The sequence below is a fragment of the Candidatus Ruminimicrobium bovinum genome (assembly GCF_902760015.1).
GTDB classification, from domain to species: domain Bacteria; phylum Elusimicrobiota; class Endomicrobiia; order Endomicrobiales; family Endomicrobiaceae; genus Ruminimicrobium; species Ruminimicrobium bovinum.
The window spans coordinates 1-21,881 of sequence record NZ_CACWEU010000024.1 but is presented as its reverse complement, the minus strand read 5'-3'; the positions used below and the strand labels follow the sequence as shown (position 1 = coordinate 21,881).

General features: G+C 31.2%; 19 protein-coding genes and 1 pseudogene. 17 read left to right on the top strand and 3 right to left on the bottom strand.

The annotated features are described in order from the left end of the window. From ACMUOV_RS00735 to dusB, 17 genes and pseudogenes are all read left to right on the top strand, one after another. Positions 1-760, top strand: a pseudogene (locus ACMUOV_RS00735) (hypothetical protein); the annotation flags it as partial. Beyond that, complete coding sequence (locus tag ACMUOV_RS00730) at positions 757-2,013, top strand: FlgD immunoglobulin-like domain containing protein (RefSeq protein WP_413852817.1); 1,257 nt, start codon at positions 757-759, stop codon at positions 2,011-2,013. The pseudogene ACMUOV_RS00735 and the gene ACMUOV_RS00730, both read left to right, overlap by 4 nt. Positions 2,014-2,015: 2 nt before the next feature. Continuing rightward, entirely contained in the window at positions 2,016-3,032 is a 1,017-nt protein-coding gene (locus tag ACMUOV_RS00725; protein ID WP_413852815.1) for a hypothetical protein, read from the top strand. Between the two features lie 10 nt (positions 3,033-3,042). Further along, a complete protein-coding gene (locus tag ACMUOV_RS00720; RefSeq protein ID WP_413852813.1) occupies positions 3,043-4,098 on the top strand; it encodes a hypothetical protein in 1,056 nt (351 codons plus the stop codon). Next, positions 4,052-4,528, top strand: a complete 477-nt coding sequence (locus ACMUOV_RS00715) for a hypothetical protein (protein WP_413852811.1) — start codon at positions 4,052-4,054, stop codon at positions 4,526-4,528. The genes ACMUOV_RS00720 and ACMUOV_RS00715 overlap by 47 nt, the downstream gene beginning before the upstream one ends. A 19-nt stretch (positions 4,529-4,547) precedes the next feature. Beyond that, positions 4,548-6,767, top strand: coding sequence for an FHA domain-containing protein (locus ACMUOV_RS00710; protein ID WP_413852809.1), 2,220 nt, complete (start codon positions 4,548-4,550; stop codon positions 6,765-6,767). Further along, complete coding sequence (locus ACMUOV_RS00705; RefSeq protein ID WP_413852807.1) at positions 6,764-8,260, top strand: PP2C family protein-serine/threonine phosphatase; 1,497 nt, start codon at positions 6,764-6,766, stop codon at positions 8,258-8,260. Before ACMUOV_RS00710 ends, ACMUOV_RS00705 begins: the two co-directional genes overlap by 4 nt. Then, a complete protein-coding gene (locus ACMUOV_RS00700) occupies positions 8,238-8,591 on the top strand; it encodes a response regulator transcription factor (protein ID WP_413852805.1) in 354 nt (117 codons plus the stop codon). The genes ACMUOV_RS00705 and ACMUOV_RS00700 overlap by 23 nt, the downstream gene beginning before the upstream one ends. 3 nt (positions 8,592-8,594) lie before the next feature. Next, a complete protein-coding gene (locus ACMUOV_RS00695; protein WP_413852803.1) occupies positions 8,595-10,826 on the top strand; it encodes a hypothetical protein in 2,232 nt (743 codons plus the stop codon). 9 nt (positions 10,827-10,835) lie between these two features. Next, positions 10,836-11,831, top strand: a complete 996-nt coding sequence (gene galT, locus ACMUOV_RS00690; RefSeq protein ID WP_413852801.1) for a galactose-1-phosphate uridylyltransferase — start codon at positions 10,836-10,838, stop codon at positions 11,829-11,831. A gap of 2 nt (positions 11,832-11,833) precedes the next feature. Continuing rightward, complete coding sequence (locus tag ACMUOV_RS00685; RefSeq protein ID WP_413852799.1) at positions 11,834-13,306, top strand: glycogen synthase; 1,473 nt, start codon at positions 11,834-11,836, stop codon at positions 13,304-13,306. A gap of 1 nt (position 13,307) precedes the next feature. Beyond that, the gene (locus ACMUOV_RS00680) at positions 13,308-14,045 is read left to right on the top strand and encodes a hypothetical protein (RefSeq protein ID WP_413852797.1); all 738 of its coding nucleotides are present in this window, start codon (positions 13,308-13,310) and stop codon (positions 14,043-14,045) included. Then, positions 14,038-15,168, top strand: coding sequence for a murein hydrolase activator EnvC family protein (locus ACMUOV_RS00675; protein WP_413852795.1), 1,131 nt, complete (start codon positions 14,038-14,040; stop codon positions 15,166-15,168). Before ACMUOV_RS00680 ends, ACMUOV_RS00675 begins: the two co-directional genes overlap by 8 nt. 109 nt (positions 15,169-15,277) lie before the next feature. After that, positions 15,278-16,696, top strand: coding sequence for a S41 family peptidase (locus tag ACMUOV_RS00670; RefSeq protein WP_413852793.1), 1,419 nt, complete (start codon positions 15,278-15,280; stop codon positions 16,694-16,696). Then, positions 16,671-17,279, top strand: a complete 609-nt coding sequence (locus tag ACMUOV_RS00665) for a hypothetical protein (protein ID WP_413852791.1) — start codon at positions 16,671-16,673, stop codon at positions 17,277-17,279. Before ACMUOV_RS00670 ends, ACMUOV_RS00665 begins: the two co-directional genes overlap by 26 nt. Beyond that, on the top strand, positions 17,276-18,295 hold the full coding sequence (tsaD, locus tag ACMUOV_RS00660) for a tRNA (adenosine(37)-N6)-threonylcarbamoyltransferase complex transferase subunit TsaD (RefSeq protein WP_413852789.1): 1,020 nt from the start codon (positions 17,276-17,278) through the stop codon (positions 18,293-18,295). The genes ACMUOV_RS00665 and tsaD overlap by 4 nt, the downstream gene beginning before the upstream one ends. A 3-nt stretch (positions 18,296-18,298) precedes the next feature. After that, positions 18,299-19,267 (top strand): tRNA dihydrouridine synthase DusB, encoded by a 969-nt coding sequence (gene dusB, locus ACMUOV_RS00655; RefSeq protein WP_413852787.1) that lies wholly within the window; start codon positions 18,299-18,301, stop codon positions 19,265-19,267. Positions 19,268-19,336: 69 nt separating this feature from the next. Here dusB and thiH read toward each other — a convergent pair whose 3' ends face one another. The 3 genes from thiH to thiS all read right to left on the bottom strand — a co-directional run bounded on the left by thiH (position 19,337) and on the right by thiS (position 21,648). Beyond that, positions 19,337-20,467, bottom strand: a complete 1,131-nt coding sequence (gene thiH / locus ACMUOV_RS00650) for a 2-iminoacetate synthase ThiH (RefSeq protein ID WP_413852785.1) — start codon at positions 20,465-20,467, stop codon at positions 19,337-19,339. A gap of 1 nt (position 20,468) precedes the next feature. Continuing rightward, positions 20,469-21,245 (bottom strand): thiazole synthase, encoded by a 777-nt coding sequence (locus tag ACMUOV_RS00645; RefSeq protein WP_413852784.1) that lies wholly within the window; start codon positions 21,243-21,245, stop codon positions 20,469-20,471. Positions 21,246-21,453: 208 nt separating this feature from the next. Then, positions 21,454-21,648, bottom strand: coding sequence for a sulfur carrier protein ThiS (thiS, locus tag ACMUOV_RS00640; protein ID WP_413852782.1), 195 nt, complete (start codon positions 21,646-21,648; stop codon positions 21,454-21,456). Between the last annotated feature and the right edge of the window lie 233 nt (positions 21,649-21,881).

Below are 21,881 nucleotides of genomic sequence, written 5' to 3'. Positions count from 1 at the left end.
TTTAACAGTTGGAAGAGCGATTAATGTTTCTTCTTATACTCCGGGCGCCAATTATTTTTGGACAGGTGATCAATCATGGACAAATGTGGATACTATAAAAGTAAAAGAGGCTGAATATGCAACAAAAGTGAGTACAAGTGGAAATGTATTGAGTGATATAGCTTATAAGGTTTGGGTATCGACAACCAATAGTGATAATACTGGTCAAGGATGGGTAAAGATAGAAGATTTGTTAGTTGGTACTGCAAATAAATTAAATATTAATAGTGAAAGTGAATTTAGCAGTGAAACAATAAAAAAAGTATGGGCAATAGATGAAAAAAACAAACAAGGTTGGGTTGATTTAAGTGCGACAGGTGTTTATAAGGTAGGAGCAGACCTTGCGGAAATGTATGCTTCAAGTGAAAATTTACAGCCGGGAGATGTTGTTTCGATAGATACAACAAGAAATGATGCCGTTGTAAAAACAAAAGTAGCTGAAGATACGAAAGTTGCCGGTGTTGTTTCAACAGAACCGGGACTTTTATTAAATAAAAATCAAAAAGGTTATAAATTGGCACTTGTAGGTAAAGTGCCGACAAAAGTTTGTAATGAAGGAGGAGCTATTAAAAGAGGAGATTTATTAGTTTCGGCTTCAATTGCAGGGTATGCCAAAAAAGCAGGGGCAAACCCTAAACCGGGAACAATTATAGGAAAGGCACTTGAAAATTTCAGTTCCAACAAAAAAGGAACAATTTTAGTATTGGTGAATTTACAATGATAAAATTAAAAAACATTTTATTTATTTTAACGGTTTTATTTATCGCTTCTTTATGTTATGCGGATAACAATGATATAAAGAATTTTATATCCGTTAATTCCGCAGGCGGTAAAGCAAGCGGTAACGGTTCGTTAAATACAATTTCAGTAGGTCAAACGATTGTAGCATCAGAAGAAACAAAAGATACAATTTTTAGAGCAGGTTTCCTTTCCGCCGTAAGAGCGCCGCAAGCTGAAGAAATTGCTTTCAGTTCATTCAGTTATACAAAAACAGAAAATAATATCAGCACCGTAACAATACAGGTTAACACTACAACCGGAACAATCAGTAAATTGCTTTACAAAATAAACGGAAGAGAGGATGATCCCGATAAATTTTATGAATACAAAGAATTAATTAGTTCTTCCGGAGTAAACAATTGTATAATAAACAGTTCAAAAACAATCGGAAACGGACAAGAAATAAATATTTCAACGGTTATTGCTTTTAATTCAAAATTCGAGGAACATAAAATTCAGTTTTATGCTCAATATATTACCGGGGGTGGAGCATATTCAAGTAAAGAATCAAATCAGTTTACGGTTATAACAACAAAAATAGATACCGATACTTTCAAAATAATTTCACCGGATAAAGTAATGGGAACGGCAACATCGGATCCTTTAATAGAAACAACCCCGATTTCTTTAACTGAAGTGTCAAGTATAACGTTTTCTTTAAATAACAGTTCTGTTACAATATCAACTTCCGTTTTAATGGATAACGGAATTATTGATGCAGATACGTATAAAATAAAATGTAATTACAGTAAGTTGGCAAAGATAACCGGTGAGGATATTACAAATAATTTACCGCCATCACTTTTGGTAAATGCAAAGTATACTTTGGAAATTTCTTTATCTGATGTCAATTTAAGTGATTCGGTTGAATTTAAAGTAATAGGAACAGGTGTTGCCGATATTTATATTTATCCTTCACCCTTTAAACCTAAACAACAGAACACTACCATACAATTTTTACTTGCTTATGACAGTAATGTAACAATCAATTTGTATGACAAAGCCGGAAAAATTGTTTGTCAGTTAATAAAAGATGAACATTATAAAGCAGGAACAAATAAAGTTGAATGGAACGGAAGAAATTATGCAGGACAAACATTAGCTGTTGGTGCATATATTTGTGAAATAATAGCAAAATCTACAACAGGAAACGGAGAACATAGAAGATATACGGCATTAGCCATAGGAAAATAAATATGACAAAATTAAAATTTTTATCAGTATTGGTTTGTTTAGGGCTTGTTTGCAGTTCCAACTGTTTTGCCGGAACTGATGCTGCTGCTTTCCTAAAAAAAGGAGTAGGTGCAAGGGCTTTGGCTATGGGAGGTGCTTTTACTTCAATAGCCGATGATACCAGTGCTATTTATTGGAACCCTGCCGGGCTTGCAAAAAGACAGCAATATGCTTTTACCGCTATGGGTTCTTCCGGCGGCAGTGATAAGTATCCCGGTTTGAAAGATGTTATTCCTACACATCAATTTTTTGCTTTGGCAGTTCCTACAAGTAAGTTTACAACACTTTTAGGTAAAACGGTATTCGGGCTTGGTTATATTTCTTCAACGATGGACAATATTCAATATAATCCTGAAGGAAGCACTTCAAGAAGAACGATGAGTCATACCGATAATGCATATTATTTATCTGCCGGTATTCCGGTATTTCAGGGGAAAACAAGTTTATATGCAGGTGCATCTTTAAAGTTTATTTCTTATAAATTTTCTGAAGCCGGAATTTCGGATTCCGGTATGGATTTTGATGTCGGTTTAATTTATTCCATAAGCAGTTTGAATTTCGGAGCATTGGTTCAAAAAGGTGTTGTAATAGGTGATGATGAAGCTCCGTTAACGGCAAAATTCGGTGCTTCAAATTTATTTGATTTAGGAAAAAAATTTCAATTACTTGCAGCTTTAGATTTAATTCAAAGACAAGAAGAACCGTTATCAACAAATTTAGGTGCCGAGTTCGGCATGAAAGATGTTTTATTGATGGATAAATTCGGTATTAACGGTTTATTTTTAAGAGGCGGTATTAACGGTTATGCTATAGAGAACAGACATGATATATCTTCGGAACTTAATAAAAATATAGGATATCATTTTGGATTTGGTATTGATTTTTATATATCAAAATTTTATTTACAGCTGGATATAGCATTATTAAGCGGAAATATTTTTGAACAAAATACAAAGTTTTCAATTAATCTTTATTTTTAGAGGTTAGCTAATGAATAAAAAATTTATCAGTAGTTTGGTAACGTTGGCAATTGTTATGAATGTATCTGTTTGTTTTTCTGCCGAGAAGAAAGATGTAACTGATCCTGTATTAAGGGAAATGATCAATTCGTTATCGACAAAAATGCCAAAATTTATAAATCAATACGGTGCATCTGTTTTTGTTGCCGATGAAAAAGTTACAAGAGGGGCATTAATAAAAGCTTTATATGAGTATGATAAAAAAACATCCGGTTTGGGGGCATCTGCATTGTCTTCTTCCGATGGGGATTTAACAAAAAAACAATACACGGCATTGAGTAACAGAATTGCAGCTCTTGAAAAAAATTCTGCAAGCACTACCGGCGGGAAAACAAAAAAATCTGCTTCGGGTTCGGTTGATATAGTAGCTGTTATGAATGATTTGGAACCTAATATGCCTATGCTTTTGGACAGTACTTTAATGCAGTCAAAAGTATTTAGAGATTTGCAAAGAAAAGTAAATCTTGCTTCAAACGGCGGAAATATTGCAAGTGAAGATACTCCTTTGGGCAAAAATGATTCCAAAACAATATTGGCATTAAGAAAACAGGTTGCATTGTTGAATAAAAAAATGGACAATTTTGAAACATCATCCGCTGCCGGTTTAACAAATAAAGAATATAATTTGTTAGATACAAGAATTGCGGCTCTTGAAAAAAATTCTGCAAGTATAACGGGAAAAGAAGATAATTCTTTAGGTAAAAATGATTCCAAAACAATATTGGCATTAAGAAAACAGGTTGCATTGTTGAATAAAAAAATGGATAATTTTGAGACATCATCCGCTGCCGGTTTAACAAATAAAGAATACAATTTATTAGATACAAGAATTGCAGCCATTGAAAAAAATTCCGTAAGCGCAACCGGAAAAGAAGACAATTCTTCAACCGATACAAAAACAATGTTAACATTAAGGAAACAAATTGTAATGTTAAATAAAAAGATAGACAGCTTTGAAGCTGAATTGTCTTCTGCTTCAAATGATAAAAAATCAAAATCAAAAAAAAACATCTTCGGATTCCGATGAAATTGCAGAAATGAAATCGACTTTAAATCAAATACAAAAAAGTTATGTTGCAATGTCTAAAAGAGTTAATGAATTGGAAAATACGCAAAGTGCATTGGTTGCATCTGATAATTCTTCAGGTAAAAGCGGTAAATTAAGTAATGCTCAAATGAAAAATATAAACTTACAAATAGCTTCAATAAAGAAAACAGTTGAAAATATTCCTACGAATGATTATGTGGATGCTGAAATTCAAAAAGTAAATACACAAACGGCAAAAGATATAAAAAGAATAGAAAACAGGTTAAATAATTTGAAAAACAGCGGAAATTTTAATGACGGTTCGTCAAAAGCAAAATCCGATTCTTCCGATGGTTCAAGTAAAACCGGAACAATAGCTAAAATCAGTTTGGGTTTAACAATGATAGCTGCGCTATTTATTGCAAGATAATTTAAAAGGAAAAAAATATATGCCAAGGTTATTATTAAAGAAAAAAGAAGAAGTTATAACTGAGTATGTAGTTAAAAAAAGTAAAACAAAGATTTTTATAGGAAGTAAGAAGGGGAATGATGTCGTTATTCCTGACAAAAAAAATGTTTCGGAACAGCATTGTGTAATAATTTATTCCGAAAATAAATATAGTTTAAAAGATCAAAATACTATTATAGGAACACAAGTTAACGGCAGAAATATAAACGAAGTTCAGTTAAATTTCGGTGATGAAATAACCATTTCGGAGTGGACAATTTCTTTTTTGGATGATATTTCCGTTAATAAGTATGATGATTTATTTCCTCAATACTATTTAATAGGAATATACGGTAAGTTTTACGGTAAGAAATTTGTTATAAAACAGCAAAATGATACTTTTATAGGAAGAGAACAAATATCGCCAAGGGGAATAGAAAACGATATTGTTCTTTCGGGTGATATGACGGTTTCAAAAGGTCATGCAAAAATAAGCGGTTCCGAAAACGAATATACAATTACCGATATAGGAAGTACGGGCGGAGTAGCCGTTAACGGTGAAAAATTAGGACAATTAAATACAACTCCGATAAAAGTAGGAGATGAAATTTCAATAGGAAGAACTATTTTTAGAATAGTTGATTATTATAATGAAAATTATTCTCTTCCTTTAAGGCAAAATTTGTTTGCGTTGAAATTTTTAAAAGTATCAAATATATTGATAACACTTATTTTTGTTTTATGTTCGTTGTATCTTTTTGTTTTTGGTTACGGAGGGTTATCCCTGTTAAATTCCGGTAACGGAAAACCTCAATTAACTTTAAATTCAAATTGGTCTAAAGAAGTTCCTATGAAAATAGATGACGGTGATTATAATGTAACTTCAACCCCGGTTATTGCCGATTTTAACGGTGACGGTATAAATGATATTGCAATGCTTTGCAGTGCCGGTTTTTTATATGCTTGGGACGGTAAAAAAGGAAATCTTTTGTGGAATCCGATAGAAATTTATAATTCAGGTGTAGCTTCATTGGTCAGTGATGATGTTAATAATGACGGATTTGCCGATGTAATTGCCGTTTCCGAATCAGGTATGTTATATGTTATTGACGGTCAAATGGGTGCTTCAATAATACAGGAAATGTTAGGCGGTGAACTTTCCGCTTTAACTCCTGTTGTTTGTGATTTGGATTTAGACGGTAAAAAAGATATTGTTGTTGTTTCTCAAGACGGAACCGTACACTTTTTATATTCACCGGGTTTTCCTTCATATCAGAAACAGACTGAGTTTATTGACGGGCCCGTATATGGAAGCCCCGTAATATTGCAAAGAAAAAATTTCTCACCTTCTGTTGTTATTGCAAATTATAACAGTAAAGTGTTTTTTATAAACGGAACAAACAGAACAAAAAAAATAGTAGATTTGGATTCTACCGGTAAAGCACATCTTATAGCAGGTGCACCTGCCGTCGGCGATATAAACGGAGACGGTATTAATGAGATTGTTGTTCAATCTAATGTTCCTCAGTACATTACTGCAATTGATACTACCAAGTATTCAGTGTTGTGGACATATTTTGTGGAACCTACCCCAAGTGAAGGTTTAAAATTTAATACAACCCCTGTTATTGCGGATTTTACCGGAAAAGGAATAAATGATGTTTTATTTGTGTCTGCAAACGGCTCAATTCAAATTTTAAAAGGAAATACCACATATCAAACAGGCGAGTTATTATGGAAATTTACTATACCCGAAGCAAAAAGAATTTTATCAACACCTGCCGTATTTGATTTTGATAAAGATGGAATTAATGAGGTTATTTTCGGAACGGAAGACGGTAGAATTTTAATAATGAAAAGTAATATAAAAAGAAAAGAACTTGAAATAGCTGCGGATATTCGAGCAAGTAATTCGGCGATAACATCTACACCTTTGCTTGCGGATTTAAACGGTGATAAAAAAATAGAAGTATTGTATGTTAATAAATTAGATGCAATTCATATATTAAACACAAACGTTAAAACACTTAAGAATTTATCGATATGGCCGATGTTTTTGGGTAACAGTCAGCATACAGGTACAAATTCTTTGGATGAATATAAAATGAAATATAAAATTATGATGTTTGGCGGGATAATTTTAATTTTGTTGTTTTTAGTCCTTAAAATAAGGGCAAGCATTAAAAAATCTTCTAAGAAAGTAAAGGTCGTTTATTTATGAAAATAATTGGAACTTCAAAAACAGATGTCGGTAAAATAAGAACGGAAAATCAGGATGCTTTCGGCTTTTGGCAAAATGAAAGTTTATATTTTGTTTGTGACGGTATGGGCGGCGGGGCATCGGGTGATTTTGCCAGTAAGATGGCAGTAGATGTTATTTATAATGCATATAAATTATTGAGTAAAGAGGATATTTATTCTTTAGTTGATAGTAAATATTCAAGTTTTGATGAAAATATTTTAAAACCTATAGCTTGTTTAAAGTTGGCCAACAGGACATTATGCAATTTACAAAAAAGATATCCTAAACTTAAAGGTATGGGAACAACGGCAGTCGGTGCTTTTTTTGAAAAAGAAACATCGTTATTACATATATACAATGTGGGTGACAGCAGAATATATAGAATAAGAAACGGTAATATAAAACAATTGACCGAAGATCATTCGAAAGTTCAAGAATTACTTTCTAAGGGTAAAATGACACAGGCAGATGCCAAAACGGCAGAGTTTCAAAGTATGATAACAAGAGCACTTGGAACTGCCGAAAAATTAAAAGTGGATTATAAATCCGAAGTTGTAAAAAACGGTGATATATATATATTCTGTTCCGACGGATTAAACGGTGAAATAGATGATGACCATATAAAAGATATAGTTTGTTTAAATAAATCAAATTTAAATGATGTAGCAAATGAATTAATTTTAGCTGCAAATAATGCGGGCGGAAGAGATAATACTACGGTAATTGTTTTAAATGCGGAAGACGATGACTCTCAAACGATAATTCCGCAAAATTATCACGAAAATATTTTATTATTTGATGAAGAAACACAGACGGAAATTTTAAAGGAAGAAACAATTATTAAGAATATTGAGAAAAATTTTACGGTTCCTGTTCCTAAAAAAGCAAAAATGGGGAGATTGTACACAAACCCTTTCCTGTTGGCATTATGTTTAGTGTTGTTATTTTTAGTATTTTTTTCATTTTTTTCCAAAGTTGTTAAAGAGGAAAAAAAGGATATATCCGAATTAACGGGTAATGTTTCCGGTATATCTTTAAGAATTAAAACAATAAATGAAAGTACGGCACTGGAAATTTCCGAAGACGAAGATAGAATTTCAAAAATGCAAATGATACAAGATGCAATAAATGATAAAGAAAACTTATTGCCGTTATCAAAGGTGTCGATTAGTATAATTTCTTTATCTGACGGACAGCAAAAATATTCCGGATATTCCGATACGGATGTTTCCGAAATAAATTTACCGAATGATAAATATGAACTCAGTTTAACTTATTCCGGATATAAAATTTTAGATCAAAAAGATATGGTTCTGACCGATTCGGTAGAAATTCAGACGCAAAATTCAATGAATTTAACAAATGCGGATATTATTATGGTTCCTGAAACTTTATTTGAAGTTAATGAAAATTCGGAAACCGAAAACGAAAATATAGAGAGTGTTGAAAATGAAAACAATAATGATAATTGATGATGATACATCTTTTTTAGCTACGGCAGAAATTATTTTTAAAGAAAAAGGATTTGAAGTAATAAAAGCAGAAACTGCCAAAGCGGGGTTTCTTTGTTTAAAAAAAGTTATTCCTGATTTTTTGATACTTGATGTTATGTTGCCGGATCAAAACGGTTTTGCGGTATTGAAGTATTTGAAAAAAAATGAACAATATTCAAAAGTTCCGGTTATTGTAATTACCGGTGACAGTACCGTTCAAATAGATGAAGCTTTTAAATTGGGTGCCGATGATTGTTTTTTTAAACCTTTAAATTTTGAAGAAATTATAAAAAAAATGGAAGAGTATTAAACTATGAATAAAAAAATAATCGTAATTTTATTGTCCGTGGTTTTTTGTTCAAATGTTTTGTTTGCAAATTTTGTTAATTCGGATATTGCTCAGTTAAATCCTGATCCTTATTCACAAGCTTTAGGCGGAAGTATTTTATCGTTTTCTCCTGCCGTTTTCGGCTTTTTTGCTAATCCTGCAAATAATTTTTCCGCTTTTTCAAAACAAATACAAGCTTCTTATATATCGGCATATACAAGAAATTACGGCGGAAATATAGGTTTGCTTTTACCTACGGAAAGTATCGGTAATTTTTCATTTGCCGTAGGTTATAATGAATTTAATAAAGACATTGATTCTTTGGAAATTCAAAATTCAATGATGGTGGCGGTAAATTATGTGTATCCGTTTTTAAAAGAAGTTCCTGTCCCGAAAGAAAAAGGTTCCGTCGGTATAACATTAAAAGGATACAGACTTAAAGCAAAAAATTATGATGAAAATGCAAATTTATTTAGTATGGATTTGGGTTTTATATATAATTTGGAGTTTATAGATTCAAGATTATATGCGGCAGCAGCTTTAAAAAATTTGGGTAATGATATAGACATAAATAAAACAACACAAAAACAGCTTCAATATTTTGATGTTTCCGCAAGATATTTGGTTTCCGATTCCGGTAACGTTTCCATTATGGCCGATATGATTAAAAATTTTGAAATAACGGATATCGGTTATGCCTGCGGTGTTGAGTTTTATCCGGTAAATCCGTTGGCATTAAGGGTAGGATGGAGAGATTTCAGAGATAATTTTTATAAAGGTATTACTGCGGGATTTTCATTTGATTTTGACAGAGTCAATATTGCATATTCTTATACGGATTTAATGGGAACGGATAATGATCAACATACTTTTACGATAGGTTTTTATTTCGGTAAAATTCCTTCGCCGGAAAAAGCATATAATCATTATTTGTGTTACAACCTGAAAAAAGCCAAAAGAGAATATGATAGAAAAAATTTTATAGAAGCAAGAACTCAATTTGAAAATATATTGGCAGTGTATCCCGATAATGAAGAAGCAAAAAAATATTTAAACTTATTAAATGACGAATGGGAAAATGTTGAAAGTGATTCAAAAGAGAAAATAGAAAAAGTTTTGGCAAAAGCAGAGGCAAATTATTTTAAAAATAATTTGGTCAGAGCACAAAAATATTATTCCGATATTTTGAAGATGGATCCGGACAACAAAGAAGCAAAGATAGGTTTGGAAAAGATTGAAAAAGAAATTAAAGATATGGATATATACAGAAACAGAAAGGAACATGCCAAAGAAATTGCTGAAATTTGGAAACAGGCAGTTAAGTATTATAATGCAGGTGAATTCATTTATGCAAAAGACGAATTCAATAAAATTTTGGATATTGATCCTGAAAATTCCGGTGCTATTGAATATTTGGAAATTATAGAAGAAAAAGTTAACAGAGTAAATGTTGTTCAGGCGGAATCAACTTTTCAAAAAGGACTTGCATCTTATAAAGAACAGGATTTTGAACAGGCCCTTGTTTATTTTAGAGCGGCTTATATAAACAGTCCTGACAGACAAGATATACAAAAATATATTCAAGTATGCGAGAATAAACTTGAAGAAGTAAAGAATACCGAAAGTGCTGACAATATTTTTGATCAGGATGCTGAAGAACCCCAAGAACAAAAAATAAATCAGTCAAAGAAAGCTGCTGTTAAGAATAAAAAGACAGCTTCCGCAAAGAAAGAAAAAAAGACAGGTTCGGTTACAAATTCTCAGATAGCAGACAGTATGAAAAAACAGTATAATTTGGCTTTGACGCAGTATAGTCAGGAAAAAGATAAAGCTTCGTTAAAAAGTTTTAATACTTTAGCCAAAATGGCTAAAAAATATAAATATTATAATTATAACGAACAAATAAAAACTTATTCCGCAAGATTAAAACAAAGACTTGCAAATAAAGCTTATGACGAAGGTAAAGCATTTGAAGAAAGCAATAATTTGGAACAGGCCTTTGCAAAGTATAAAGAAGCCGTAAGTTATGTAAAAGACCATAAATCAAAAAATGAAATGAAAAGATTAAATTCCGTAATAGCACAAGATTTATACGATCAGGGACTTCAAGCTTTTTCTTCGGGTAAAAAAGCAAAAGCTGTTGAGTTGTTGGAAAAATCGTTAGAATATGATCCGGATAAAACGGAAGCCAAAAGGGCTTTGGAAAGAATAAAATAGGAACTTATTATGGTTGAATTAAGAAGAGATCCTATTCGTAATAAATGGGTTATAATAAATACGAATAGAATTTTGGAACAGGATTTAGGTATTACAACACATAAACACATAGATGAAAAAATATGTCCTTTTTGTTACGGAAATGAGTATATGACGCCTTTTCCCATACTTTCTCAAAATAAACAAGGTCAAAATGTTTCCGACAAAAAGTGGGACATAAGGGTAATCCCGAACAGAAATCCCATACTTGCAATAGAAGGTAATTTATCAAGAAGGCCGGAAGGTATGTTTGATGTAATGACAGGTATAGGTGCAAATGAAGTTATTATAGAAACACCGAATCATAATAAACAGGTATATTCTTTTACAAACGAAGAACTTTCAAATGTTATAAAAGTATTACAGGGAAGAATTAGAGATTTGAAAAATGACATTCGTCTTGAATATATTTTACCTTTTAAAAATTACGGACAAGCTGCAGGTGAAATTATTCCTCATTCCAATATTCAGTTGATAGCAATGCCGATAATTCCGAAGAATGTAAAAGAAGAACTTGACGTGTCAAAAAAATATTACGAAATAAAAGAAAGATGTTTGATTTGTGATATTATCGACCAGGAACTAAAAAATAAAAGCAGAATCATTTACGAAAACAATAATTTTGTTGCATTTACTCCGTTTGCTTCAATTTCTCCTTTTGAAGTTTGGATATTACCGAAAGAACATGCGGAAGATTTTAAAAATATAAATTCCGGAAAAGTTTATGAATTGGCTCAAATAAGTATAGAAGTATTAAAAAGAATATATAAAGCATTAAATGATTGCGCATATAATATGGTTATGCATATATTACCTCTTAAGCAGGATTATTTGTCATATTATCATTGGCATATTGAAATAGTTCCTAAAATATCAAGAACTACCGGTTTTGAGATAGGAACCGGAATAAACGTAAACCAGGTTTTACCTGAAGAAGCGGCTAAATTTTTAAGGGATATGGAATAATTATGAATATACTTATGGTTTCTTCCGAATGTGTTCCTTTTGTTAAAACCGGCGGGCTTGCAGATGTTGTCGGAACATTGCCGAAATATCTGAAAAAAAACGGACACGATGTTCGAATAATAATTCCTAAATACAGTGTTATAGACGGAGTTAAATATAATTTAAAAACATTGCCTTACAGATTGGCAGTCAGACTTGGCAAAGAGGAAATTTATTTCAGAATAAAACAGGGTTTTTTGGATGAAAATATTCCCGTATATTTTATCGAGAATATGCGCTTTTTTGATAGATCCGGAGTGTACGGAGACGATAACGGAATAGGTTACGGCGATAACAGAGAAAGATATATTTTTTTCTGTAAAGCCGTAATAGAATCAATAAAAGCTATGTTGTTTGTTCCGGATATAATTCATTGTAACGATTGGCATACCGGTTTAATACCCGCATATTTAAAAATAACAAATGCTTACGACGGTTTTTTTTGGAAAACATCTGCAATTTATACAATACACAACATAGCTTTTCAAGGCAGTTTTGATGCTGCAACAAGTGTTCCTTTGGCAGGTTTTTCATGGGAAGATTATAAAAGTGATAAACTTGAATTTTATAATACTTTCAATTTTATGAAAGCAGGTATTGTTTATACCGATATTGTTTCTACGGTAAGTCCTACTTATGCAAAAGAAATTCAGGCAGGTTTCGGTAACGGTATGGAAGTTGTTTTAAAAACAAGAAAAAGTGATATTTACGGTATTTTAAACGGTATAGATTATTCCTATTGGAATCCTGAAACCGACAATAATTTAGCTGCAAATTATTCAAAACAAAATATTGAAAATAAAATTTTATGCAGAAAAGATTTAATAGAAATTTGTAATTTTGAAAATGGCAATAACTCTTTTGTTTTATCGTGTGTTTCAAGATTTGATAATCAAAAAGGTTTTGATTTGATAATAGATGCAATAAATAGAATACAAAATACAAATATAAAGTTTATAATTTTAGGTTCCGGTGACAGATACATAAGAGATACATTACTTTATTTACAAAATAAATATCCTGAAACCGTTAAAATATTTAATAAGTATGATGAGAATCTTGCACATAAAATATATGCGGGGTCGGATGCTTTTCTAATGCCTTCGCATTTTGAACCATGCGGTTTAAGTCAACTTATAGCTCTTGCTTACGGAACAATTCCGATAGTTAATAAAACCGGCGGGCTTGCCGATACAATTTATGATTTTGATAAATCAAAAACACCTAACGGTTTTGTGTTTGATTTATATTCAGGTGAAAGTTTTGTTGAAAAAATAAAATATGCCTACAAAATTTTTAATGATAAAACTGCTTGGAAAAACCTTCAAAATAATGCAATAAAATGTTCTTTTACTTGGGATAAATCCGTAAAAGAATATGAAAAAATATACAACATTGCATTGAAAAGAAAAATAAATTCAACGATATACAGATAAGATGAAAATACAAAAAATAAATATATCATTAATTTTGAAAATTATAACGGTTGTTGTATTGAGTATTGTTTTTGCATTGCTGGTAAAATATTATTTGTATTATCAATTAAATTTACAACAGTTGCATAATGATTTGAATGCCGTCATAATTTTAAATGATAATATTGAAGAATTGGAAAATGTCATTGAAAATTTTAAAGAAAATTTAAATTTTAATTTTATTGAGTTTACGGATAAACAGGCAGCTTATGCAAAAGCATTGGAGACAAGTCCCGATTTGGCAAATATTATGCCGAATGACAATAAATCTTATTTTCCCGACTATATTACCGTTAACGAATTAAATGCAAAAAACAGAACGGAACTTGAATCAATAAAACAACAACTTATTTCGTCGGATACGGTAAAAGATGTTTTATATGATGATAAGGCATTTGAGCTTTATTTTAAAAAACTTGATATATTTAATTTTTTTAGAAAATTTTTGTCTTACATAGTTTTAATTATTGCAATATTGTTTTTAGTAAAAATTGTTTTGTTTGTACTGACAAAAAAATATTTGATTGTTTTATATGAAGTTTTATACGGAATTATTGCGGCGTTTTTGGGGTATGTAATCATTTGTATTTTGGCAAGCATAACCGATAATCCTTTTTTTATTTTAAATTGGAATTTGTTGTTGTATGTGCTTCCTTTCGGTGCAGTTTTAACTTTTATGACAAAACAGGCCAATGTATAAAATAACAGTTATATTAATTATTTTATTTTTTTTCTTTTCGCCTTCTGTTTTTTACGGTGATTCAAAAAACGAAATAAAATCAAAAAATCAGCAATTAAGTAAAATAAAAGATGATATAAATAAAAAGAAAAAAGAAAAAGAGCAGTTGTTGAAACAGGAAAAACAATACAAACAGGATTTGCAAAATTTAACAACTGCCATTTTAAATACCGAAAAAAATTTACAAAATATAAGACAACAAATTTCATCGACGGAAAAAAATTTGGAAATTGCATCAAAACAATATGCTGTTGCCGACGACGAAAAAGTGAAAGCAAATAATCAAATTCAACAGGAATTTTTATTTTATACTCAAAGAAAATCGGTTGCTTATTTTGATTATCCGTTTGAATTTAAAATGAGACAGTTATCAATTCAGGATAAATCTGTAAAATATAAGGATGCTCAAAAAAAAGAACAGGATGCTCAGGCAAAAATAAATCAGTATGATAAAGCAAAGAAAAATTTAATAAATTTAAAAGATAAACATCAAAGTTCGGTTATACAAAATAAAAAGTTAAAACAGAACAAAGAATCTCTTTTAAAAACAACCGCAAACAAAAGAGAACAAAAAGAAAAAGAAATAAAAAAATTAAATGCTTCCGCCAAAGAATTGGAAAATTTTATAAATAATTTAATAAAGAAAAGCAAAGCCAAATCAAAAACCAAATCAATAAGATCCGTTTCAATAAAAAGAAAAACAAATTTACCGTGGCCTGTTAACGGAACCGTAACTGTTCATTTCGGTAAAAATAAGCATCCGGAATTGGATACAAATATGATAAGTAACGGTATAAAAATAAAAACAAAAAATAATGCGGTAATATCATCCGTAGATGAAGGGACCGTAATTTTTAAAGGTGAATTCAGAAGTTACGGTAAAATGCTTATAATAGACCATAAAGGTTTTTTTTACAGCGTTTACGGACAACTTGATAAAATTTTGGTTAATGAAAATCAAGTTGTAGCAAAAGGGGCAAATATAGCAAAATTGGCTTCGTCCGGTGATGCCGTTTTATATTTTGAAATAAGACAAAACAACATTGCCGACGATCCGTTATTATGGCTAAAACCCAAACCATAAAAATATTTTATATTTTTCGAGTCACACGTAATTAACTTCCATTCAGTAAATTTGCTATAATTACAGGATATTTAAAATAAACAAAAGACTGTTTTTGGAGAAAAATAAAATGAAAATAAAAAAATTTATTGCATTGATTTTAACAGTATCTTTTATTTTTTCATCTAATATTTTTGCAGCTTCGGATGAAACTTACGATACTTTAAAAATGATGGTTGATATAATGGAAATTGTAGATAAGTATTATGTTGATGAAACAAAACCTAAAGATTTGGTTACCGGTGCCATAAGAGGAATGGTGCAAACATTGGATCCATACTCTCAATTTATGGATGAAAAAGCTTATAAAGAAATGAAAACCGAAACTCAAGGATCTTTCGGCGGAGTAGGTTTAAGAATAACAATGCAGGATAATATTTTAACAGTATTAACGCCTATACCTGACACACCTGCTTATTTTGCGGGAATATTACCTGATGATAAAATAATAAAGATAGATGATAAATCAACGGAAGGTATGTCAAGTGACGAAGCCGTTAAACTTATGAGAGGAAATCCCGGAACAAAAGTTAAACTTACCATATCAAGAAAAGGTGTTAAGGACGAACTTGAATTTGTTATAAAGAGAAAAACAATAAAAATAGAAAGCGTAAAAAAACAAATGCTTGAAGATAATATCGGGTATATTCAATTGTATGAGTTTAATGCGCAAAGTGCAGCCGATATGGCAAAAATGCTTAAAGAATTATCAAAAGATAAAATGAAAGCACTTATATTGGATTTAAGAAATAATCCGGGCGGTTTATTGGATGCAGCCGTAAATATTTGTGAATTATTTATAAAACAGGACAGTTTGGTTGTTTCCACAAGGGGACGTGATAAAGCAAACGAACAATTTTATTCGACAAAAAATAAACCTACATATCCCGATTTACCTTTTATTATTTTGATAAACAGAGGTTCCGCTTCGGCTTCCGAAATCGTTTCCGGAACGATGCAGGATTACAAGAGAGCTTTAATTATAGGAAATAATTCTTTCGGTAAAGGAAGCGTGCAGACAATTGTTCCTCTAACCGACGGAAATGCTTTGAGACTTACAATAGCAAAATATTATTTGCCGTCAGGCAGGAATATATTGAAGGATAAAGATAATAAAAAAAGGGGAGTAACACCTGATATATTTATAGACGTAACACCCGAGATTGAGGGAAAATTGTATATACAATCTCAAACCGTAAAAATAAAGGGTAAAAACGATAAGAAAAAAGAAGCGGAAGAAAAAGCCGAGGATAAAGTTGAAGATGAAATATTAAATACCGCAATAGCGGTTATTAAAGCAGGTAAAGTTGAAGAATATATTAAAAATCCGAGTAAGTATTTAAAAGATAATCCTAAAAAAGAAGAAACTTCCGAAGACAAAGATAAGAATAAAGATAAAGAAAATAAAACTTCACAAGTAAAGGATACCGTAAAAAAAGTTTCGGACAAAAAAGAGTTAAAAAATGGCAAAACAGAAAAGGGAAAATAACAGTTTTCTTTCAACAATATATTTGATTTTATTATTTTTAGTCGGAATTGTTGTGGGCTTAACGTTTCAATCGTCGGATAGTGTTAATAAAAAACAGATTAAAGTTAAAACTAATACCGAAAGCAGGCAGGTTAAATCTGCTCAACAAAAACAACAAAGCGTAAAAAACGAACAAAAACAGTCGTTTTCCGAAAAAGATAAAGATAATCAAACAAAACAAACGGTTAAACAAGAGCAACCGAAAACGGATAAAAAGGCAGATAATCCGGTAGTTCAAAAATTGGAAAACGAACTTGTAACCGTTTTGGTTTCAAATGGTATAATTCAACAGGATATAATTGTACAATACGCAAAAGAAATTCAGGATAAAAAAAACACATACACTCAGTATTATAAAGAAATTAGAGTTCCGAAAAATAAAAGAATAGATACTTTTGAATATCAATTTAAGACTTTAGCAAGAAATTGCAAAATAGAAGTATCAAAAGTTATTGACGATAATTTGGGAATTATAACGTATTCTTTTTATGAAAAAGATAAAATATATTCAATAGTTGTTTTGAAAAAGAGTGATAATAAATGAAAATATTGGCAATAGAAACATCTTGTGATGAAACTTCTGTTTCAATTGTTGGGGATAAACTTAAAGTTTTATCTAATGTAATCTCTACACAAATTCCCATACATGCAAAATATAACGGTGTAGTTCCCGAACTTGCAAGCAGAGCACACATTCAAAATATTAATATGGTTATAGAAGAAGCATTGGAAAAAGCAAATGTAACTTTTGATAATTTTGAAAAAGAAATTGATTATATTGCCTGTACTTACGGACCTGGACTTGCCGGTTCTTTACTCGTCGGTATTATGGCAGCACGAACATTGGCATACATTTACAATAAACCTCTTATTCCGGTCAATCATATAGAAGGACATATATTTTCCGCTTGTATTGAAAATAAAGTAAAACCTCCTTTTTTGAGCGTTGTTATTTCCGGCGGACATACGGAACTTATTATTGTTAAAGATTACGGGGAATATGTTTTTTTGGGCGGAACTCGCGACGATGCCTGCGGTGAAGCTTTCGATAAAGTCGCCAAAATCTTGGGATTGCCATGTCCAGGCGGACCTGTAATAGATAAGTTGGCAGTCCTTGGAGATATTAATTCCGTTCATTTTACAAGACCTATGTTGAAAGGAGGATGGGATTTTTCTTTTTCGGGAATCAAAACTGCAGTTTTAAATTATTCAAAAAAAGTTGATATAACAGATAAAAAAGTAATAAACAATATATGTGCGGGTTTTAGGCAGGCGGTTTCGGAAACTATAGTTTTTAAAGCTTTTGAGGCGGTTAAAAAATATAAACTTAAAAATATAGTTTTGGGCGGCGGGGTAAGTGCAAATTCTTTAATAAGAAAAATGTTTTTGGATAACGGTAAAAAATATAAAGTAAAAGTTTATTTGCCGTCGGCAACTTTTTGCACGGATAATGCTGCAATGATAGGAACTGTTGCCTGTTACAAAATTTTAAAAAATAAAAATAAATCCGCATTCAAAATAATACTTCCAAAACCTTCATTGGAACTTGAAAATTGGTAATATATGAAACTTCCGAAACTTAGCATAGGTAATATTAAATTGAAAAATTGTTTGCTTCTTGCACCTATGGCAGGAATATCCGACCTGCCGTTAAGAGAACTTGCAATTTCAGGCGGAGCGGGGCTTGTTTATACCGAAATGGTGTCGGCCACGGCATTATCATACAATGACAGAAAAACATATAAATTATTAAAAACGTCCGAAAATGAACCTATGGTTGCAGCTCAAATTTTCGGTAATAATCCGAATGTAATGGCTGAAAGTGCAAAAAAAATACAGGATTTAGGATATAAAATTATAGATATTAATATGGGCTGTCCTGCAAAAAAAATTGCAAAGGTCAATTCCGGTGCAAAATTGCTTGAAGATCCTTTAAACATAGCTAAAATATTGGAAACGGTAGTTAAAAGTGTTTCCGTTCCGGTAACGGCAAAAACAAGAATAGGGCTTATTAAAGGGCAAATTGTAGCAGGTGAAATAGTTAAAATAGCACAAGAATCCGGTATAAAAATGCTTACGATACATGCAAGATATGCCGAAAACGGTCATAGCGGTTTACCTGATATGGATGCCTTTGAACAATCCGTTGTTGATGCTAAAATTCCTATAGTTGCAAACGGCGGTATTGTAGATATAAAAACTGCCGAAAAATTTTTAAAAATACCTAAATGCTGCGGGCTTATGATAGGTCGCGGTGCCATAGGTGATTATGATATTTTTAAAAGAATACAGGCGTTTTTTGATGAAGATAAGCTTTTATCGGCTCCTTCCGTAAGTAAAAGGATAAGTTGGCTTAAAAAACATGTTATGGCATCAGTTGCTTTTTACGGAGAAGAAAAAGGTTTGGTTATTTTAAGGAAAATTATACCCTATTATATAAAAGATATTCCAAATGCTTCTCAAATAAGAAATCAATTCAACAAATTTACAACTTTGAAAGAATTCAATAATTTATTTTCAAAATTCAAATAACCGAATATTCTTGTTCAAAAATTTTTAGCATTTAAACTTTCGTTATAATTTGTTTTCACGAAGCAAAAATCAAAGTCTTATATGGTTGCTGAAAACAGGATAAAGCCCTTTTTGTTTTATTGTGTCCGTAATTTCTGCTACACTTCTTGAATCTGATATTTCAAATTGTTCATCACCTTTAGCGGTATCTTCGTGTCCGCCTACCGATGTTTTTACACCTGCAGAAATTTTTGTTGCACAAACACCTATAACATTATCTCTAAAAATCGCTCTTTCTCTTGTAGATATCGTAATATCGGAAAACGGCATAAATAACCTGTATGCGCATAGTGCCTGAAATAACTGTTTTTCGTTCACGTAATGTGGATTTTGTTCTTTGTGTTCATGAATATAAGGCCTTAATCTGGGAACGGAAAAACCTATTTTAATATCAGGATATTTTTGTTGCAATAAATAAGCGTGTATTGCCGTCGAAAAAGCATCTTTTCTAAAATCATCAAGTCCGAAAAGTATTCCTAACGACACTCCTCTCATTCCTGCAAGTGCAGCTCTTTCCTGGGCATAAAATCTGTATTCAAAAACGGATTTAGGTCCTGCCAAATGTAATTGTTTATATCTTTGTTTATTATATGTTTCCTGATAAACACAAACAAAATCGGCTCCGCATTGGCAAAGATATTTATATTCATCAATATTTAACGGATAAATTTCTATTGATATCGAAGAAAAATATTGTTTTGCAAGTCGGACAGCTTCACCTATATATTCAACACTTGATGCCGTTCTTGATTCACCCGTAAGAATTAAAATATCTTCCAAACCTGTTTTGGATATTGCTTGAAATTCTTTTTCTGTTTCTTCTATTGTAAGTTTTCCTCTGTGTATTTTATTTTTACAATTATATCCGCAATAAGTACATTGGTTTTCACAATAGTTTGAAATATATAACGGAGTGAACAAAGATATACTTGAGCCGAAATGTTTTCTTGTTTCGTATTTTGCCTTATGTGCAATTAAATTTAAAAAATCCGTAGCAGCAGGAGACAACAAAACTTTTAAATCTTCAATATCAAGTATTTCCTTATTCAATGTTTTTTGAACATCATCTTTAGTATATATATTGTAATCATAACTGTTTGTTAAGTTTAAAACATGTTCCAACATATCCGAGTTTATTTGTTCCATATTTTCAAAATACATTTTATTTGTCCTCCAAAAAGTCTATCAACGGGCTTGAAGCTTCGGCTTTAAAATTCAACACTCTGCCAAGCCCTGCAAGATAAGCTTTTCTTCCGGCAATAATTGCAAGTTTAAATGCCTCTGCCATCTCATTTATGTTTTTTGCCGTTGCAATTGCGGTGTTTATCATAACAGCATCTGCTCCTTCCTGCATTATTTCACATGCTTGAGAAGGGGAACCTATTCCCGCATCAACTATTACGGGAAGTTTTATTTCATCTATAATTATTTTTATAAAATGTTTTGTAATAAGCCCTAAATTACTTCCTATAGGTGCAGCAAGCGGCATTATTGTTGCAGCTCCCGCATTTGCCAAATCTCTTGCTGCATTCAAATCCGGATACATATACGGCATAACAACAAAACCTTCTTTTGCAAGAATTTCCGTTGCTTTTATTGTTTCGTAGTTATCGGGTAAAAGATATTTTGTATCTTTTATAACTTCAATTTTTACAAAATCACCGCAACCGAGTTCTCTTGAAAGTTTTGCAATTCTAACAGCTTCTTCTGCCGTTCTTGCACCTGAAGTATTAGGTAAAAGAGTTACGGTTTTAGGTATGAAATCCAAAATATTATATTCTGTTTTTGTATTTGCTCTTCTTAATGCAAGTGTTACAATTTCAGCTCCTGCCGATTCAACGGCAGCTTTTACCAAATCCAACGAAAATTTTCCGGAACCTAAAATAAACCTTGAATTAAATTCATGTCCTGCAATTATCAATTTATCATTATTTTCCATTAACATCTCCTTTGTTTCTTTTAAAACTTTCGTTTTACAAACATCAAAATTTTATTAATGTATAATGTAGAATGTGAAACGTATAATTTCGGTAAAAATTCACTTTGTGAATTTTTAATAAATAATTAAGTTTTTTACTTTGCAAAAAACACATTAATTATAAATTTTACATTGTAAATTGTACATTAACAAAAAGTTCTGCTTTTTATTAACCTCCGCCTACAAAAGTCAGCACTTCCATAACATCCGTATCTTTTAAATTTATAGTGCCATATTTATCTTTATTGACAATTTTTCCGTTTAATTCAACTACTATTCTATTAATATTATAATTGTTGGTTTGTAAAAATTCCGATATATTTTGAGTATTTTTTAAAACAATCTCTTTACCGTTTACTTTCATATATGACTCCTTTAAAAAAAATAGAATATGACTGAAGTTTTGACACCCGAGGTGGTGTCCCCCATATCATATTCTATTTGATACAACGGCTTTATGATACTATAAATTTTTGTCTTTTGTCAACAAATATTCTATAATATCAAGAATATGTAAATTACAAATTATTGTTGTTAGTTATTATAGATTGTAAGTTATAAATTATAAATTGTCGCATTATGGAGGGAAAATGGCTG

Bases quoted from the DNA above. Each gene is read 5' to 3' on its own strand.
- ACMUOV_RS00680 (WP_413852797.1), top strand. From the start codon at position 13,308: ATGAAAATACAAAAAATAAATATATCATTAATTTTGAAAATTATAACG.
- tsaD (WP_413852789.1), top strand. From the start codon at position 17,276: ATGAAAATATTGGCAATAGAAACATCTTGTGATGAAACTTCTGTTTCA.
- ACMUOV_RS00710 (WP_413852809.1), top strand. From the start codon at position 4,548: ATGCCAAGGTTATTATTAAAGAAAAAAGAAGAAGTTATAACTGAGTAT.
- ACMUOV_RS00670 (WP_413852793.1), top strand. From the start codon at position 15,278: ATGAAAATAAAAAAATTTATTGCATTGATTTTAACAGTATCTTTTATT.
- ACMUOV_RS00685 (WP_413852799.1), top strand. From the start codon at position 11,834: ATGAATATACTTATGGTTTCTTCCGAATGTGTTCCTTTTGTTAAAACC.
- dusB (WP_413852787.1), top strand. From the start codon at position 18,299: ATGAAACTTCCGAAACTTAGCATAGGTAATATTAAATTGAAAAATTGT.
- ACMUOV_RS00725 (WP_413852815.1), top strand. From the start codon at position 2,016: ATGACAAAATTAAAATTTTTATCAGTATTGGTTTGTTTAGGGCTTGTT.
- ACMUOV_RS00665 (WP_413852791.1), top strand. From the start codon at position 16,671: ATGGCAAAACAGAAAAGGGAAAATAACAGTTTTCTTTCAACAATATAT.
- ACMUOV_RS00675 (WP_413852795.1), top strand. From the start codon at position 14,038: ATGTATAAAATAACAGTTATATTAATTATTTTATTTTTTTTCTTTTCG.
- galT (WP_413852801.1), top strand. From the start codon at position 10,836: ATGGTTGAATTAAGAAGAGATCCTATTCGTAATAAATGGGTTATAATA.
- ACMUOV_RS00705 (WP_413852807.1), top strand. From the start codon at position 6,764: ATGAAAATAATTGGAACTTCAAAAACAGATGTCGGTAAAATAAGAACG.
- thiS (WP_413852782.1), bottom strand. From the start codon at position 21,648: ATGAAAGTAAACGGTAAAGAGATTGTTTTAAAAAATACTCAAAATATA.
- ACMUOV_RS00645 (WP_413852784.1), bottom strand. From the start codon at position 21,245: ATGGAAAATAATGATAAATTGATAATTGCAGGACATGAATTTAATTCA.
- ACMUOV_RS00730 (WP_413852817.1), top strand. From the start codon at position 757: ATGATAAAATTAAAAAACATTTTATTTATTTTAACGGTTTTATTTATC.
- thiH (WP_413852785.1), bottom strand. From the start codon at position 20,467: ATGTATTTTGAAAATATGGAACAAATAAACTCGGATATGTTGGAACAT.
- ACMUOV_RS00720 (WP_413852813.1), top strand. From the start codon at position 3,043: ATGAATAAAAAATTTATCAGTAGTTTGGTAACGTTGGCAATTGTTATG.
- ACMUOV_RS00715 (WP_413852811.1), top strand. From the start codon at position 4,052: ATGATAAAAAATCAAAATCAAAAAAAAACATCTTCGGATTCCGATGAA.
- ACMUOV_RS00700 (WP_413852805.1), top strand. From the start codon at position 8,238: ATGAAAACAATAATGATAATTGATGATGATACATCTTTTTTAGCTACG.
- ACMUOV_RS00695 (WP_413852803.1), top strand. From the start codon at position 8,595: ATGAATAAAAAAATAATCGTAATTTTATTGTCCGTGGTTTTTTGTTCA.